12 protein-coding genes are annotated in these 15,235 nt (G+C 71.3%); 7 read left to right on the top strand and 5 right to left on the bottom strand.

Features of this window, described 5'->3' with window-relative positions; all coding sequences use genetic code 11:
* Positions 1 to 13: 13 nt before the first annotated feature.
* On the bottom strand, positions 14 to 1,288 hold the full coding sequence (locus BV453_RS16525) for a glycerophosphoryl diester phosphodiesterase membrane domain-containing protein (protein ID WP_249522080.1): 1,275 nt from the start codon (positions 1,286 to 1,288) through the stop codon (positions 14 to 16).
* Between the two features lie 95 nt (positions 1,289 to 1,383).
* Here BV453_RS16525 and mtrA point away from each other — a divergent pair, with 95 nt between their 5' ends.
* The 5 genes from mtrA to hpf all read left to right on the top strand — a co-directional run bounded on the left by mtrA (position 1,384) and on the right by hpf (position 6,993).
* Positions 1,384 to 2,064 carry an MtrAB system response regulator MtrA gene (gene mtrA / locus BV453_RS16520; protein ID WP_025103044.1) on the top strand — a complete coding sequence of 227 codons (681 nt, stop codon included), beginning with the start codon at positions 1,384 to 1,386 and terminating at the stop codon, positions 2,062 to 2,064.
* Between the two features lie 7 nt (positions 2,065 to 2,071).
* Positions 2,072 to 3,751: an MtrAB system histidine kinase MtrB gene (gene mtrB, locus BV453_RS16515; RefSeq protein WP_249522079.1), complete on the top strand. Its 1,680-nt coding sequence runs from the start codon at positions 2,072 to 2,074 to the stop codon at positions 3,749 to 3,751.
* The gene (locus BV453_RS16510; protein ID WP_249522078.1) at positions 3,748 to 5,466 is read left to right on the top strand and encodes an LpqB family beta-propeller domain-containing protein; all 1,719 of its coding nucleotides are present in this window, start codon (positions 3,748 to 3,750) and stop codon (positions 5,464 to 5,466) included. The genes mtrB and BV453_RS16510 overlap by 4 nt, the downstream gene beginning before the upstream one ends.
* 91 nt (positions 5,467 to 5,557) lie before the next feature.
* Entirely contained in the window at positions 5,558 to 6,205 is a 648-nt protein-coding gene (locus tag BV453_RS16505; protein ID WP_249522077.1) for a ComF family protein, read from the top strand.
* Between the two features lie 131 nt (positions 6,206 to 6,336).
* Positions 6,337 to 6,993, top strand: a complete 657-nt coding sequence (hpf, locus tag BV453_RS16500) for a ribosome hibernation-promoting factor, HPF/YfiA family (RefSeq protein ID WP_025103048.1) — start codon at positions 6,337 to 6,339, stop codon at positions 6,991 to 6,993.
* 64 nt (positions 6,994 to 7,057) lie between these two features.
* On the opposite strand, the gene BV453_RS16495 is transcribed toward hpf, so the two are convergent.
* Positions 7,058 to 8,383 carry a hypothetical protein gene (locus tag BV453_RS16495; RefSeq protein WP_085607165.1) on the bottom strand — a complete coding sequence of 442 codons (1,326 nt, stop codon included), beginning with the start codon at positions 8,381 to 8,383 and terminating at the stop codon, positions 7,058 to 7,060.
* A gap of 80 nt (positions 8,384 to 8,463) precedes the next feature.
* Complete coding sequence (locus tag BV453_RS16490) at positions 8,464 to 9,096, bottom strand: PadR family transcriptional regulator (protein WP_249522076.1); 633 nt, start codon at positions 9,094 to 9,096, stop codon at positions 8,464 to 8,466.
* A gap of 188 nt (positions 9,097 to 9,284) precedes the next feature.
* Here BV453_RS16490 and secA point away from each other — a divergent pair, with 188 nt between their 5' ends.
* Positions 9,285 to 12,089: a preprotein translocase subunit SecA gene (gene secA, locus BV453_RS16485; protein WP_025103051.1), complete on the top strand. Its 2,805-nt coding sequence runs from the start codon at positions 9,285 to 9,287 to the stop codon at positions 12,087 to 12,089.
* Between the two features lie 67 nt (positions 12,090 to 12,156).
* The gene (locus tag BV453_RS16480) at positions 12,157 to 13,383 is read left to right on the top strand and encodes a pyridoxal phosphate-dependent aminotransferase (RefSeq protein WP_249522075.1); all 1,227 of its coding nucleotides are present in this window, start codon (positions 12,157 to 12,159) and stop codon (positions 13,381 to 13,383) included.
* Here the strand turns inward: BV453_RS16480 and BV453_RS16475 are convergent.
* Positions 13,274 to 14,554, bottom strand: a complete 1,281-nt coding sequence (locus BV453_RS16475; RefSeq protein ID WP_249522074.1) for a P-loop NTPase — start codon at positions 14,552 to 14,554, stop codon at positions 13,274 to 13,276. The genes BV453_RS16480 and BV453_RS16475 overlap by 110 nt on opposite strands.
* Positions 14,551 to 15,174 (bottom strand): SAF domain-containing protein, encoded by a 624-nt coding sequence (locus BV453_RS16470; protein WP_126894372.1) that lies wholly within the window; start codon positions 15,172 to 15,174, stop codon positions 14,551 to 14,553. Before BV453_RS16470 ends, BV453_RS16475 begins: the two co-directional genes overlap by 4 nt.
* Positions 15,175 to 15,235: the final 61 nt, after the last annotated feature.

Raw genomic sequence — 15,235 nt, 5'->3', positions numbered from 1 at the left:
CTGTCGTGCTGCGCTATCGGGCCATCGCCCGCAGCCTGCTCGAGCGCGATCTCATCGATCCGGCACCCGGCGCCGGATACCCGGGAGCCCCGTATCCGGGGGCGCCGTATCCGGGGGCGCCGTACCCGGGGGCGCCGTATCCGGGGGCCCCGTACCCGGGGGCGCCGTACGCCTGCGTCATCATGACGTGCTCCGGCACCTGACGCGGCGGGGGAGCGCTGGTGACGGCCCGCGAGGGATCGACCGCGAAGGGATCGCCGAGCTGATCCTCGGGGACGCCGAGGTCGCGGCGCTCGACATGGGAGAGGAGGGCCTGGTCGAGACCCTCATAGCGCATCCGGCAGTCGAGGTAGACGAGCACGCCGCCGGTGCTCTGCACGACGATGGCGATCGCCTGCAGGATCAGCAGGAGAACCTGCGGGGCGAGGAGGGCGAAGACGTACCCGACCACCGCGCTCGGCTCACTGGCGCCGGTGGGCGCGATGACGGTGCCGAGGAACGAGGAGAGCATGGCGGTCGGGAAGCTGACCACCTGCATCGCCAGGCCCATGATCAGGCTGATGAGGAAGGTCACGCCGAATGCGACCCAGAAGCGGCCGCGGGTCAGGCGCCAGGACCGCACGAACGCCTCGCGGAACCGGGCGCGCTCCAGCACGAGGATCGACGGGACGAGCAGCAGCTTGGTCGACAGCCACACCGTGAGCGGGATCGCAGCCAGGCCCAGGAGGACCACGACGAGCACGACGATGCCGATCATCTCCGGGGTGCCGCCGAGGCCGCCGGCGATGAGCGCGCCGATGACGCCCGCGACGATGGCGAGGCCGCCGAAGAGGGCGAGCACCGAGAGGGAGGCGAATCCCGCGAGCCGCCAGAACGCCGGGGCCATCCGGCGCCACAGCATGCGCAGCGTGGCCTTGACGCCGACCGTGGCGTAGCCGACCTCGGCGGCCACGACGCCCTGCATGATCGCGGTGAACGCGATGGACGCGAGCCCGACGAGGAGCCCGGCGAGGAGGTTGATGGCGATCGTGCCGGCGAACACGGCCTCGAAGTCGGGGGAGGAGGGGGAGACCGTCTCCAACCGGGAGAACGTCGTGAACAGGACGACGCCCATCACCCCGGCCGTGGCGATGACCACGATGAGCTGGATGACGACGGCGAACCCGAACAGGACCTTGGGGTTGTGCCGCAGCGCCGCGAAGGCCTTGCCCAGCAGCATGCCGAAGGTCAGCGGGTGAAGGGGGATGATGCCCTTCCGGGGAGCTGGGGTCCACGTCTGGCCGCTCACGGGCCTCCCTCCGTCGTGCGCTCCCATCGTGTCATATCCTCGCGCTGAGGCGCAGACCTGCGGAGGGCGGGACTCGGTGCCATAAGGTAACAGTTATGACCTCACGCATCCTTGTGGTCGACGACGACACCGCGCTCGCCGAGATGATCGGCATCGTGCTGCGCACGGAGGGATTCGAGCCGGTGTTCTGCGCGGACGGCGCGCGCGCCGTCGACGAGTGGCGCGCGCAGCGTCCCGACCTGGTGCTCCTCGACCTGATGCTCCCCGGTATGGACGGCATCGAGATCTGCACGCGGATCCGCGCCGAGTCGGGGGTGCCGATCATCATGCTGACGGCACGCAGCGACACGGCCGACGTGGTGCGCGGTCTCGAGGTCGGCGCCGACGACTACATGGTCAAGCCGTTCAATCCCAAGGAGCTCGTGGCCCGCATCCGCACCCGGCTGCGGCCGACACCGCAGGCCTCCAGCGAGCAGCTGCGGATCGGCGACCTCACCGTCGACGTGGACGCCCACGAGGTGCGCCGCGGGACGACGCCGATCGCCCTCACGCCGCTGGAGTTCCAGCTCCTCGTGGCCCTCGCCTCCAAGCCGCAGCAGGTGTTCTCCCGCGAGATGCTCCTCGAGCAGGTCTGGGGCTACCACTACAAGGCCGACACCCGGCTCGTGAACGTGCACGTGCAGCGCCTGCGGGCGAAGGTCGAGCTCGACCCGGACAACCCCAAGATCGTCATGACGGTCCGCGGCGTGGGCTACCGCGCCGGCAGCGTCACCTAGAGACCCCATGGCCGCGACGACAGCGACCACGGCCGTCGCCGTCCTCCGCGACTGGCGCGGCTGGCCGGACGTGCTGGCGGCGCTGTGGCGACGGTCGCTCCGGTTCCGCACCCTCGCGATCACCCTGGTCGCCACGTCGCTGGCGATCTTCATCACGTGCGTCACGATGGCGCTCGTCATCCAGAACGACCTCTTCGTGTCGCGGAAGAACGTCGCGCTGGAGGATGCCCGCCGGGCGGTGGACCAGGCGCAGTCGCTCCTGGACGTGGCGGAGGTGGGCGACGATCCCGCCGCTCTGACCGATCTGTGGAACGGCATCCCCGACACCCTCTCCCGTACGTCGAGTGCCGACCAGCTCGCCGGCTTCAAGATCCAGGACGGTTCAGGGACGGTCCGGCTCAACGGCTTCACCGCCGGGCTGACGCTGGATCTGCTGAGCCCCGAACTGCAGGCCCGCGTCCGCGAGTTCGACGACCGGCAGGCCTGGCAGTCCGTCGCCCTGCCCACCGAGGACGGCGGCGTTGTGCCGGGCATCGTCGTGGGGCAGCAGCTTCAGGTGCCGCAGGCCGGATCCTTCGAGATCTACTTCGCCTACGACCTCGCCGACGCCGACCAGACCCTCGTCTTCGTCCAACGCACCCTGTGGATCGCCGGGATCGGGCTGGTGGCCATCGTCGCGGCCATCTCCTGGATCGTGCTGCGGACCGTGTCGACCCCGATCGTCCAGGCGGCGGAGACGAGCGCGCGGCTCGCGGCGGGCGATCTCGGCGTGCGGCTGGAGGTGCACGGCGAGGACGAGCTCGCGACCCTCGGCCGCTCCTTCAATGCGATGGCCGACAGCATCGAGGCGCAGATCAAGGAGCTCGGCGAGCTGTCCATGGTGCAGCAGCGCTTCGTGTCCGACGTCTCGCACGAGCTCAGGACCCCGCTGACGACGATCCGCCTCGCCGCCGACATGCTCAACGACCAGCGTGACGAGTTCGATCCCACGACCGCACGCACAGCCGAGCTCCTGCACGCGCAGGTGCAGCGGTTCGACACGCTGCTGGCCGACCTGCTGGAGATCAGTCGCTACGACGCGGGGTCCGTGCAGCTCGAGCTGGAGGCCACGAGTCTCGCGCAGCTCGCGGAGGACGTGATCGAGCAGATGCGGCCGCTCGCGGAAGGGCACGGCACGGAGATCCGTCTCGTGGCACCCGGCGGCTACTCGCCGGTCGACATGGACCCGCGCCGCGTGCGGCGGGTGCTGCGCAACCTCATCGGCAACGCGATCGAGCACGGCGAGGGACGCCCGGTCGTCGTCACGGTGGACAGCAACCAGCACGCGGTGGCGGCCGGCGTCCGCGACTTCGGGCTGGGCATGGACCCCGGAGACGCGGAGCGGGTGTTCGACAGATTCTGGCGCGCGGACCCGTCGCGACAGCGCACCATCGGCGGCACCGGGCTCGGGCTGTCGATCGCCCTCGGCGACGCCACCCTCCACGGCGGGACCCTGGCGGTCTGGTCCGAGCTCGGCGTCGGCTCCCACTTCGTCCTCACCGTCCCCCGCCACGACCGGGTGCTCGACGGACCCAGTCCGATCCCGGTGGAGCCGCAGGAGCCCCTCGCCGAGCTCGGTGATGCCACGCAGCCGATCTCCATCGCCGAGACGTACTCTGATCTCCTCGACGGGAAGGACCAGTCATGAGCACGCGCGCGTCACGTCGCCTCCTCCGCGCCGCTGCCGTGGCGGTCGTGGCCCTGCTGCTGCCGGCCTGCGCGGGGCTGCCGACGAGCGGAGACGTGGCGGTCGGCCTCGAGCTCGGGGAGTCGCCGGATGACGTCGACGTCCTCCCCGTCGCCTCCGGACCGATCGCGGGTGCGGGGCCGGAGGAGATCGTGGAGGGCTTCCTCGAGGCGGGCATCACGACCTCGGACAACTGGGCCACGGCGCGCGAGTTCCTGGCGCCGTCGCTGCAGCGGAGCTGGCGCCCGTCGGCGGGCGTCTCCATCGACGCCGGAGCGGAGGCGCGGACCCTGACCTCGAACGTCGCCGATGACCAGGTCGAGGACGCCGACGAGGCCGAGGTGCAGGTACTGCTCGAGCTGGTCGCGAGCGTGGACGACTCCGGGGCGTACAGCGGTGCCCCCGGCGATTCGAGCATCCCGTTCGCCCTGGCCCGGGGCGAGGACGGCGAGTGGCGCATCACCCAGGCGCCGGACGGCGTCGTGATCGACGAGGCGCGGTTCCCCAACGTCTTCGAGGGGTACTCGCTGCAGTGGTTCGATGCAGGCTGGTCGCGGCTGGTCCCCGACATACGGTGGTTCCCCCGCCGTCAGAGCCCGGCGACCACGGTGACCCAGGCGCTCGTCGCCGGAACCCCGGCGGAGTGGCTCGATCCGGCGGTCCAGACGGCCTTCCCCGCCGACGTGCAGCTGGCGCAGGATGCGGTGCTGATCACGGCGCAGGTCGCCGAGGTGTCGCTGACGCGTCCCGCGGCTGGTCTCGACCGGACGACCCTGGCGCGCATGCGCACCCAGCTGCAGGCCACGTTGAGGGCCGCCGGCGTGAACGTCACCCAGGTGCGCTTCAGCGTCGACGGGAGGGCTCTCGACGCGGGGGTCGTCGAGCTCGCCGACTCCACGCCGGAACCGGGGACGCTGGTGCTGAAGGACGGCGTGTTCGGGCGCATCGTCGGCGACGAGATCGCGTCGATCCCCGCGATCAGCCCGCAGATCCAGTCCGTGTCGCAGCCGATCGAGGCGATCGACGTCGCCGCGGACGATGCGAGTGCCGCGCTCCAGCTCGACGACGGCCATGTGTACCTCGTGGGCAAGAGCTCGCGCGACGAGCTGGATGCTCGTCCTGGTCTGGTGCAGCCGTCCCTCGACCCCTACGGCTACGTGTGGTCGGTCCCCGCCGGCGCGCCGCAGGCCGTGCAGGCCGTCGGTCCGGACGTGGTCGCCCACAAGGTCGCCGGTGCCTGGCCGAGCGCCTCCTCCATCTCCGACCTGCGGGTGGCGGCGGACGGCGCCCGCGTGGCGGCGGTGATCGTGGTCGGCGGCCAGCGCTGGCTCGCGGTCGCGTCGGTGGTGCGGGACGGGTCCGGTGTGCCGACGGACCTCGGCGAGATGCGCCCGCTGCTCCAGCTCACCGAGGCGTCGACGGGACTCGCCTGGCTGGGTCCGGATCGCCTGGCCGTCCTGACCGATTCGTCCACCCCGCGGCTCCTGGTGCAGCCGGTCGGCGGTCCGGGGTCGGCGGAGACCGCACCCAGCGACGCCGCGTCGGTCGCCGGCGCCCGCACTCCCGCGGGCGTGCGCATCCTCGATGCCGATGGTCAGCTGTTCGCTCACGCCGGCTCGGCGTGGCGCGAGGTCGCGGAGGGCGTCGCGATCCTCGCCACCCGCGCCGGGGAGTGACCACTCCTGCACAGCGGCGGGTGACGTCCGTCCGCCCCCACCTCGTCCCCTTCGTGGTCCGCGCGGCGGCTCCGGGCGACAGGATGCCCGCATGGGGATCACGACACGGACGCACGCGCTCCTCGCCGAGATCGGCGCCCTGCTGCTCGCCGCGCGGTGCGCCGGGTGCGAGCGTCCGGGGACGCTGCTCTGCGACGACTGCCGGAACGCGCTCGATCCGTCGCCGCGCGAGGTGCGCACGCCGGCGGGCCTGCCGGTCCGAGCCGCGCTCGCTCTGGAGGGTCCCGCAGCGTCGTGCATCCGGCGGATGAAGGGGGAGGGCGAGACGCTCCTGGCCCGGCCGCTCGGCGCCGCGCTCGCCGCTGTGCTGACGCCCGTCCTCGTCCCCGGGGCCTGGGTGATCCCGGTGCCGACCTCGCGCGCCGCGTTCCGTCGTCGGGGCACCCGCGTTCCGGAGCTCCTCGTCCGGCGCGCCGGAGCCGATCCGCAGCGCGTCCTGACCCACACGCGCCGGGTGCGCGACCAGCGCGAGCTGGCTGCCCCGGACCGCGCCGCGAACGTCCGCGGAGCGATGATCTCGCGGCGCCGGGGATCCGGGGCCCCGGCGGTGGTCGTGGACGACGTGGTCACGACGGGAGCCACGCTCGACGAGGCGGTCCGGGCGCTCGTCGCCGCCGGGTTCGTGGTCGTCGGGGCCGTCGCGCTCGCCGCCACGCCGAAGTCGCCGGAATCCGGATGAGGTTCATCGAAGACTCACCGGAGACACAGGGTCGAGGGCCGTGACATCCGCCGCGCGTCGGACTACGGTGGGGTGTCACAAGGCGACCACGGTCCGCCCTTGGCCGGGTGGACCGGGACAAGGAGGCAGCAATGGAAACGAGCATCGTGGGCGTCGGAGTGGGCATCACCGATCGCTTCCGCACCGTCGTCGAAGAGAAGATCGCCAAGATCCAGACACTCGCCGCCAAGGCGCAACGTCTGGACGTGAAGGTCACGCACCGGGTCTACCGCAACGGGCGCATCCCGGACGAGACGGTCGAGCTGACGCTGGTCGGCAAGGGCCCCGTGGTCCGTGCCGAGGCCGTCGACGGCGACAAGTTCGTGGCTCTCGACCTCGCGATCGACAAGATGACGGAGCAGCTGCGCCGCGCGAAGGAGAAGCGCGTCGACGGTCGACAGCATCCGCGCGGGCCGCACTTCGAGAAGGGCAGCGGTTCGCTCGAGGGCATCGACGTGCAGCCGGCCTCCGCCGAGGTGCTGCACGCCGTCGCGACCGGCAGCATCCCGGTGCAGAGCGAGGAGGAGGAGGACTACTCGCCCGTCGTCATCCGCACGAAGAGCTTCGAGGCGGAGTGGATGACGGTGGAGGAGGCCGTCGACCGGATGGAGCTCGTCGGGCACGACTTCTTCCTCTTCGTCGATGCGCGCACCGACCACCCGAGCGTGGTCTACCGCCGCAAGGGCTGGGACTACGGTGTCATCGCCCTGAGCACGCAGGCTCCGCCCGCCGAGGCGCTCGCCTCCTGATCCGACCGAGAACGGCCCGACCCCCGCGGGGGTCGGGCCGTTCTCGTGCGAAGACCGGACGGCGTCAGTCGAAGATGCCGTCGAGGATGCTGCCGATGACGAGCCCGCCGAGGATGCCGGAGGCGAGGTCGCCGCCGCCCATCCCGCCGCCGCGACGAGGACCGCCGCCCCAGCCGCCGCCCCAGTCCTGATCCTGCGGGCGGGACGAGTCGATGTCGCGCTGCGCGAGCTGGAGGGCTTCCGCGGCGAGGTGCGCGACCCGGCGGGCCTGGGCGAGCGCCGCCTCGCGGGTCTCTTCGGCAGGAAGCAGGGCCGGGAGATCGACGCGGAGTCGTTCCGCCTCGGCGAGACGGGTGCGCGCATCGGCGCCGATCCATCCGCGATGCCCGGCGATGAGCCCGCGGGCCACGCCCAGCTGGCGGTCGGCGTCGTCGATCGCGTGCTGGACCTGCGCGATGCTCGGCAGCGGATTCTCGGCGCGATGCCGGGCCGTGGCGATCGCGTCGTCGAGGCCGGCGTTGGCTTCGCGCAGACGCGAGAGCTCGGCGAACGGATCGTTGGGCTGGCCCGAGGGGGTGAGGGAGGCCAGGGCCGCCTGCAGCCGGGCGACGGCCTCCGCCACGGCGGGCGTGGAGGGAGCGGTCCGGGCGGCGATGAGGTCGTTACGGGAGTCGGCGATGACCTCGGCCAGGGTCGACTCGGCGCGCAGGGCCTCGATCTCGAAGTCCTCCACCGCGTCGAGCAGGGCAGCGGCGCGACGCGTCGCCTCGGTGGCCGTCTCCAGCGCGAGGTTCGCCTCCTCGTTCTGCTTCGCCGCGCGGCGACGCTCCGAGATGTCGGCGCTGTGGGTCGCGAAACGGATCAGCTGCTCCGCCTCGGCCGCGCTGGCGGTGATCTGATGCATGGCGGAGTCGGAGTAGCGGGCGGACAGCCGGGACACCGTCTCGTCCGTCTGCGGGATGCGGGCGCTCAGCGCCTCGGCGTCCGCGCGGACCTGGGCGATGATCTCGGGCGCGCGCCGCACCTTCGCGACGGACTCCGCGAGCACGGTGGTCTTCTCGTCCAGGAGGTCCTGGGCCCAGTCGCAGAGCTGCAGGATGCGCGCGTTCCGCGTGCGCAGCTCCTCGTCGGTGTCCGGGATCTCGTCGTGGTTGAGCTGGTGGAGCTGGAAGGCCTCCCGCAGGTGCGTGCGCACCGACAGCAGCGCGGCCTTGAGGTCGGCGGTCAGGGACTCGCCGAGCTCGGCCTCCGCGAAGACGAGCTCGTCGGAGGTGGTGCGGATGCGCTCGTCGGCGGCGACGAGTGCCTGTTCCGCACGCCGGGCGAGGTCCGCGTCCTGTGCGGCGAGTTCTTCCTGTTCGCGTTTGCGTCTGCCCCAAAATCCAGCCATGTGCCGATCCTAGTTTCCCGGGCGCGTGCGCGGGCTGAGCATCCGCTCCAGGCGAACGGCGGGCATCGTCGGCTGGTGCGTCAGGCGGGGAGGGCGACGGGGTCGCCGCCGGCGACGGGGGAGGGCGTCGCCTTCGCGGGGCGTCCTCGCTTGGGGCGTTCGGTGGTCAGCTCCAGGGCCATCTCGGGATGGGGGTGTTGCGCGAGTCGGGCCTCCGCCTGGTCGAGCCACCGGAGTTCGGCCTCCGCGGCGCAGACGAGCGAGTCGAGGACGAGGGACCACGCGAGATCCTCGGGGCTGCCGGCGGCGAGGCCGGGGGAGGGCGTGCGCCGCAGGTCCTCGAGCCGCTGCCGCGAGGCGTCCCGCTGGCTGCGGAGGATGGCGGCGGCATCGACTCCGGGCAGCGTGGCCGCGACGGCGAGCTTCACGGCGAGCTCCTCGCGCGTCGCGGGAGCGCGGAGCACGGGGGTGGTGAGCCAGCGTGCCGCCTCGGCCGAGCCCGCGGGCGTGATGCGCCAGTACACGTGACCGTGGTCGTCGGCCTCCCCGCGCTGGACCAGTCCGTCCCGCTCGAGCCGCTCCAGGGTGTTGTAGATCTGGCCGACGTTGAGCGGCCAGGTCGATCCGGTCCGGCGGTCGAATTCGTGGCGGAGCTGGTAGCCGTAGCAGGGGCCCTGGTCGAGGATGGCGAGCAGGCTCTGGCGTACGGACATGACCGGTCTCCCGAGGATGGCGGATGGAAAGCAGTGCCGAGTATATGCATACCCGGCAATTTCTCGGACGCGGCGCGGCGGACCCATGCAGGCGACGTGGAGGTCACAGGCCGGTAACATGGCAAAGTATGCCTGGCGCTCGCCTCACGGCGGCCGGCGAATGACCCAATGACAGGGAGATGACATCCGTGGCGAATCCTCTTGAGAAGCTGCTGCGCGCAGGTGAGGGGCGGATCATCCGCCGTCTGAACCAGGTGGTGAAGGCGGTGAACGCCCTCGAGGAGGACATCTCCCAGCTCACGGACGACGAGCTGCGCAACGAGACCGCCGAGCTGCGCGCCCGCTACGAGAAGGGTGAGACGCTCGACCAGCTCATGCCCGAGGCCTTCGCCGCGGTGCGCGAGGCCGCCAAGCGCACGCTCGGCATGCGCGCCTACGACGTGCAGATCATGGGTGGCGCCGCCCTCCACCTCGGGAACATCGCCGAGATGAAGACCGGTGAGGGCAAGACCCTCGTCGCCACCTTCCCCGCCTATCTGAACGCCATCGCGGGCAAGGGCGTGCACGTCATCACCGTGAACGACTTCCTCGCGAGCTACCAGGCGGAGCTCATGGGCCGCGTCTACCGCGCCCTCGGCATGACGACGGGCATCATCGTCTCCGGCCAGACACCCGCCGTGCGCCGGGAGCAGTACGCGGCCGACATCACCTACGGCACGAACAACGAGTTCGGCTTCGACTACCTCCGCGACAACATGGCCTGGCGCAAGGAGGACCTCGTCCAGCGCGAGCACTTCTTCGCGATCGTCGACGAGGTGGACTCCATCCTCATCGACGAGGCGCGCACGCCGCTCATCATCTCCGGACCGTCCTCGGGCGAGGCGAACCGCTGGTTCGCGGAGTTCGCCAAGATCGCGCGCACGCTCGTCGCCGGCGAGGACTACGAGGTTGACGAGAAGAAGCGCACCGTCGGCGTCCTGGAGCCGGGCATCGAGAAGGTCGAGGACTACCTCGGCATCGACAACCTCTACGAGTCCGCCAACACGCCGCTCATCTCGTTCCTGAACAACTCGATCAAGGCGCTCGCGCTGTTCAAGAAGGACACCGACTACGTCGTCATGAACGACGAGGTCATGATCGTCGACGAGCACACCGGACGCATCCTCGTCGGACGCCGCTACAACGAGGGCATCCACCAGGCGATCGAGGCGAAGGAGGGGGTGCCGGTCAAGGCCGAGAACCAGACCCTCGCCACCGTCACGCTGCAGAACTACTTCCGCCTCTACGACAAGCTCGCCGGCATGACCGGTACGGCCGAGACCGAGGCCGCCGAGTTCATGTCGACGTACAAGCTCGGCGTCATCCCGATCCCCACCAACAAGCCGATGATCCGCAAGGACCAGCCGGACCTGGTGTACAAGAACGAGGCGGCGAAGTTCGCGCAGGTCGTCGAGGACATCGCCGAGCGCCACGCCAGCGGGCAGCCGGTGCTGGTCGGCACCACCAGCGTCGAGAAGAGCGAGTACCTCTCGCGCCTGCTCGCCAAGAAGGGCGTCAAGCACGAGGTCCTGAACGCGAAGAACCACGCCCGTGAGGCGGAGATCGTCGCCCGCGCCGGCCGCCTCGGCGCCGTGACGGTCGCCACGAACATGGCCGGCCGAGGCACCGACATCATGCTCGGCGGAAACGCCGAGTTCCTCGCGGTGCAGGAGCTGAAGGCGAAGGGACTCGACCCGGTGGAGACGCCGGAGGAGTACGAGGTCGCGTGGGACGAGACCTACGAGACCATGAAGAAGGTGGTCGAGGAGGAGGCCGAGAAGGTCATCGAGGCCGGTGGCCTCTACGTGCTCGGCACCGAGCGCCACGAGTCGCGCCGCATCGACAACCAGCTGCGCGGTCGGTCCGGTCGTCAGGGCGACCCCGGCGAGAGCCGCTTCTACCTGAGCCTCACCGACGACCTCATGCGGCTGTTCCAGTCCGGCGCCGCCGAGGCGATCCTCGCCCGCACGAACTTCCCCGACGACGTGCCGATCGAGTCGGGTCTCGTGTCCCGGGCGATCCGCAGCGCCCAGTCGCAGGTCGAGGCCCGCAACGCCGAGATGCGCAAGAACGTCCTCAAGTACGACGACGTCCTCAACCGTCAGCGCGAGGCGATCTACGCCGACCGCCGCCACATCCTCCAGGGCGACGACATCGCCGATCGGGTGCAGCACTTCATCGAGGACGCGATCAGCGGCGTCGTGAAGGACCACACCGGCGAGGGCCACAACGAGAGCTGGGACTTCGACGCCCTCTGGACCGAGCTGAAGACGCTGTACCCGGTGAGCGTCACGATCGACGAGGTCGTGTCGGAGGCCGCAGGACGCAAGGGCGGCATCACCGCCGAGGGCCTGACGCGTGAGCTGCTGTCGGACGCGAAGATCGCCTACGAGAAGCGCGAGGAGTCGCTGGGCGAGGCCGCGACCCGGGAGCTCGAGCGTCGCGTCGTCCTGCAGGTGCTCGACCGCCGCTGGCGCGACCACCTGTACGAGATGGACTACCTCAAGGACGGCATCGGCCTCCGGGCGATGGCGCAGCGCGATCCGCTCATCGAGTACCAGCGCGAGGGTTACGCGATGTTCCAGTCGATGATGGGCCAGATCAAGGAGGAGTCGGTCGGCTACCTCTACAACCTCGAGGTCGAGGTCCGTCGCGCCGGCGACGCCGAGACGGCGGAGGTCGAGGCCAAGGGGCTCGCCACCGACGGTGGAGAGCAGCGCCTGGAGTACTCGGCGGCGAACGACGCCGGCGAGGTCGAGGTCCGCAACGACCGCGGGCAGGTCCAGCAGGCCGCGACCGACCGGATGCGCCAGGCCGCGGCCCGGGCGCAGGCTCCGCAGCAGGCCGAGCCGGAGGAGGCCCCGCGCGGCGCCTTCGGCCAGCGCACGGAGCCGGCCGCCCCGGCGGCGGGCAACCGCGAGCAGCGGCGCGCGCAGAGCAAGAAGAAGAAGTAGCCTTCGGGTGACGAGGAGGGCCAGTCCGTGCGGATTGGCCCTCCTGTCGTCCCTGTAGGCTTGATCGATGACACCATCGCGCACCTTCGACCAGTCGTCGAAGCTCAAGAACGTCCTGTACGAGATCCGCGGAAACGCCCTCGTCGAGGCGGCGCGATTGGAAGCAGAGGGCCACCGGATCCTCAAGCTCAACACCGGCAACCCCGCGATCTTCGGCTTCGACGCCCCGCACCAGATCGTGCACGACATGCTCGCGGCGCTCCCCACGGCCCACGGCTACAGCGACAGCAAGGGCATCATCTCCGCCCGGCGTGCCGTCGTGAGCCGGTACGAGGAGATCGACGGGTTCCCCCGTTTCGATCCCGACGACGTGTACCTCGGCAACGGCGTCTCCGAGCTGATCACCATGACCATGCAGGCGCTGCTGGACGAGGGGGACGAGGTCCTCATCCCCGCTCCCGACTACCCGCTCTGGACGGCCATGACGAGCCTCGCGGGCGGCACGCCCGTGCACTACCTCTGCGACGAGGAGCAGGGCTGGCAGCCCGACCTCGAGGACATCCGGTCCAAGATCACGCCGCGGACCAAGGCGCTCGTGATCATCAACCCGAACAACCCCACCGGCGTGGTCTACTCCCGGCAGGTGCTGGAGGGCCTCGTGCAGATCGCGCGCGAGCACCAGCTGCTCATCCTCTCCGACGAGATCTACGACCGCATCCTGTTCGACGACGCCGTGCACATCCCGACGGCGACCCTGGCCCCCGACCTGCTCTGCCTCACGTTCAACGGGCTCTCCAAGACGTACCGCGTGGCCGGCTACCGGTCCGGCTGGATGGTCGTCACGGGACCGCAGGACCACGCCAAGGGCTTCATCGAGGGCATCACGCTGCTGGCCTCGACCCGGCTCTGCCCGAACGTCCCGGCGCAGCACGCCGTCCAGGCGGCGCTGTCCGGGGTGCAGTCGATCGACGCCCTGATCGCCCCGGCCGGGCGGCTCCACGAGCAGCGCGACATCGCCTGGGAGGGGCTGGAGGCCATCCCCGGCGTGTCCTGCGTGAAGCCCCAGGGTGCGCTCTACGCCTTCCCGCGACTGGACCCGAACGTGCACGAGATCCGCGACGACGCCAAGCTCGTCTACGACCTGCTGGTATCCGAGCACATCCTGCTCGTGCAGGGGACGGGCTTCAACTGGCCGACGCCGGATCACCTGCGCCTCGTGACCCTGCCAGAGCCGCGAGTGCTGAGCGAAGCCGTCGAGCGACTCGGGAACTTCCTGTCGAGCTACCGGCAGTAGCCTCCGCGGGCACGGACGCATCGAGGTCGGCCGCCAGCCGGCGCACGGCGGCGACCATCGTCGAGCGCGGGGCGACGTCGGAGATCGGCCGGGCGTGGAGCAGCGCCGCATCGACGGCACGACGGTCGTAGGGCAGGAAGGCGATGTCGGTGAGGCCGGCGAACCTCTCCAGCGTGCGACGGATCTGACTCCGGGCGTCGAGGCCGAGGGGTCCCGGTCGCACCTGATTGACGACCACCGTCATCGGCGTCCGCCCCACGAGGCGGCGGACCTCGGCGTGGTCGCGGAGGAAACGGCTGATCCCCACCGGGTCGGCGGGAGCCACCGCCACGACCCGGTCCGCTGCGCCCAGTGCCGCGGTGGTCGCGGCGTGCCGACGGGGGCCGACGACATCATGGGTGGCTTCGTCGTCGGCGTCGATCGCCGCGGAGACGTCGACGATCGTCTCGTCCCGCCAGGTGCGGCAGGCCTCGAGGGCCGCCCGCAGCCGCGCATCCGACAGCTCCGGCCAGCGGCTCGGACGGTTGAGCCCGGCGAGCACGTCGACCTCGGTGCCGCCGGCGAGCAGCCGGACCGAGAGCCGGGAGAGCTCCGCGGGATCCAGCGCCCCGGTCCCCGCGCGGCGGCAGGCTCCGGCGAGCCCCGGGGCGTCGTCGTCCATGCCCAGGAGCAGGGCGAGCGAGGGAGCCACGGTGTCCGCATCGGCCAGGACAGTCCGCCGACCGCGACGGGCGAGCTCGACGGCGAGCTGGATCGCGACCGTCGACCGTCCGGGCGCCCCGTGCGGGCCCCAGACCGTCATGATGCGCGACCGGGAGACCGGCAGCCGCGGGGCGTCGAGCGCATCCGCGGACAGCGCCGCGGCGATCTCCCAGCCCGCCGCATCGGTGCGCAGTGGTGGGGCGAGCCCGAGCCGGGCCACCGCTCGGCTCTCCGGGTCGCCGAGCGTGAGGATGCGGACGCCTGCGCGGTCGCAGGCCGCCCGCAGCTCGGCCGTCAGCGTCTCCCTGGTCGCGGATACCACCACCGCCTCCACGTCCGGCTGCAGGCGCGCGATGAGGGCCGCGGGCGCGGCGGACGGCAAGGCTATCCCCGTGATGCCCTCCCACTCCAGCTCCGCCACGAGCGCATCCACGCGGGGCGCGGCCACGGCCAGGAGGACGACGCTCATGATCCGGACCCGACGGGGATCACGGAGAGCGCCGCCCCGCCGGTGACCGCGCCCAGCACGGCGGCGACGTCGCTGCGGTCGATCACGATCTCGACCTCCGCCGCCCCGTCGGCGAGGAGCCCGTCCGGTTCGAGGACGGTGCGGACGGCGACGTCCCCGACGAGGAGGCGCGGCTCATCGTAGGAGCGGCCGTCGTCGCGCAGCGGCGCCTGCCAGACCTCGACCTCCGTGCCGGTCGCCACATCCTCCGGCAGAGCGACGCTGCTCTCGACGACGACCGTGGTCGTGCGGCTGCTCTCCGCTCCGGCCGTCGCCGTCCGCGGCAGGAGCTCGCCCTTCGTCAGGGTGCGGGCCGCGATCCGCCCCGCGGCGAGCTGCTCCGGCCGGAGGTAGTCGTCGGAGACCGCCCCGAGCGCCACGTCGACGGTCTGGAAGTCGGAGGCACGGAGGACCTCGCCGCGGACGATCGTGCGCCGGGCCTGGAGCACGGGACTCGCCTGGTCCGCAGCGGTGACGATGGACCAGACGCCGGCGACCGAGGCGAGCACGAGGACGATGCCGACCGCGAAGCGGAGGTCACCCCGGAGGCGGCGACGAGGGGAGCGGAAGAGCGGGGCCATGGCGACATCGTCACAGAAACGCCGTCCGGGGCGACCGAGTTATCCACAAGGTCCCGCCGAT

Source organism: Microbacterium sp. ER1 (assembly GCF_023383675.1).
Taxonomy (GTDB): domain Bacteria; phylum Actinomycetota; class Actinomycetes; order Actinomycetales; family Microbacteriaceae; genus Microbacterium.
This window is presented reverse-complemented; position numbering and strand designations above follow the sequence as displayed.

Coding starts and splice junctions, on each gene's coding strand:
- hpf (WP_025103048.1), top strand. CDS start 6,337: ATGGAAACGAGCATCGTGGGCGTCGGAGTGGGCATCACCGATCGCTTC.
- BV453_RS16470 (WP_126894372.1), bottom strand. CDS start 15,174: ATGGCCCCGCTCTTCCGCTCCCCTCGTCGCCGCCTCCGGGGTGACCTC.
- BV453_RS16505 (WP_249522077.1), top strand. CDS start 5,558: ATGGGGATCACGACACGGACGCACGCGCTCCTCGCCGAGATCGGCGCC.
- mtrA (WP_025103044.1), top strand. CDS start 1,384: ATGACCTCACGCATCCTTGTGGTCGACGACGACACCGCGCTCGCCGAG.
- BV453_RS16510 (WP_249522078.1), top strand. CDS start 3,748: ATGAGCACGCGCGCGTCACGTCGCCTCCTCCGCGCCGCTGCCGTGGCG.
- BV453_RS16480 (WP_249522075.1), top strand. CDS start 12,157: ATGACACCATCGCGCACCTTCGACCAGTCGTCGAAGCTCAAGAACGTC.
- BV453_RS16475 (WP_249522074.1), bottom strand. CDS start 14,554: ATGAGCGTCGTCCTCCTGGCCGTGGCCGCGCCCCGCGTGGATGCGCTC.
- BV453_RS16495 (WP_085607165.1), bottom strand. CDS start 8,383: ATGGCTGGATTTTGGGGCAGACGCAAACGCGAACAGGAAGAACTCGCC.
- mtrB (WP_249522079.1), top strand. CDS start 2,072: ATGGCCGCGACGACAGCGACCACGGCCGTCGCCGTCCTCCGCGACTGG.
- BV453_RS16490 (WP_249522076.1), bottom strand. CDS start 9,096: ATGTCCGTACGCCAGAGCCTGCTCGCCATCCTCGACCAGGGCCCCTGC.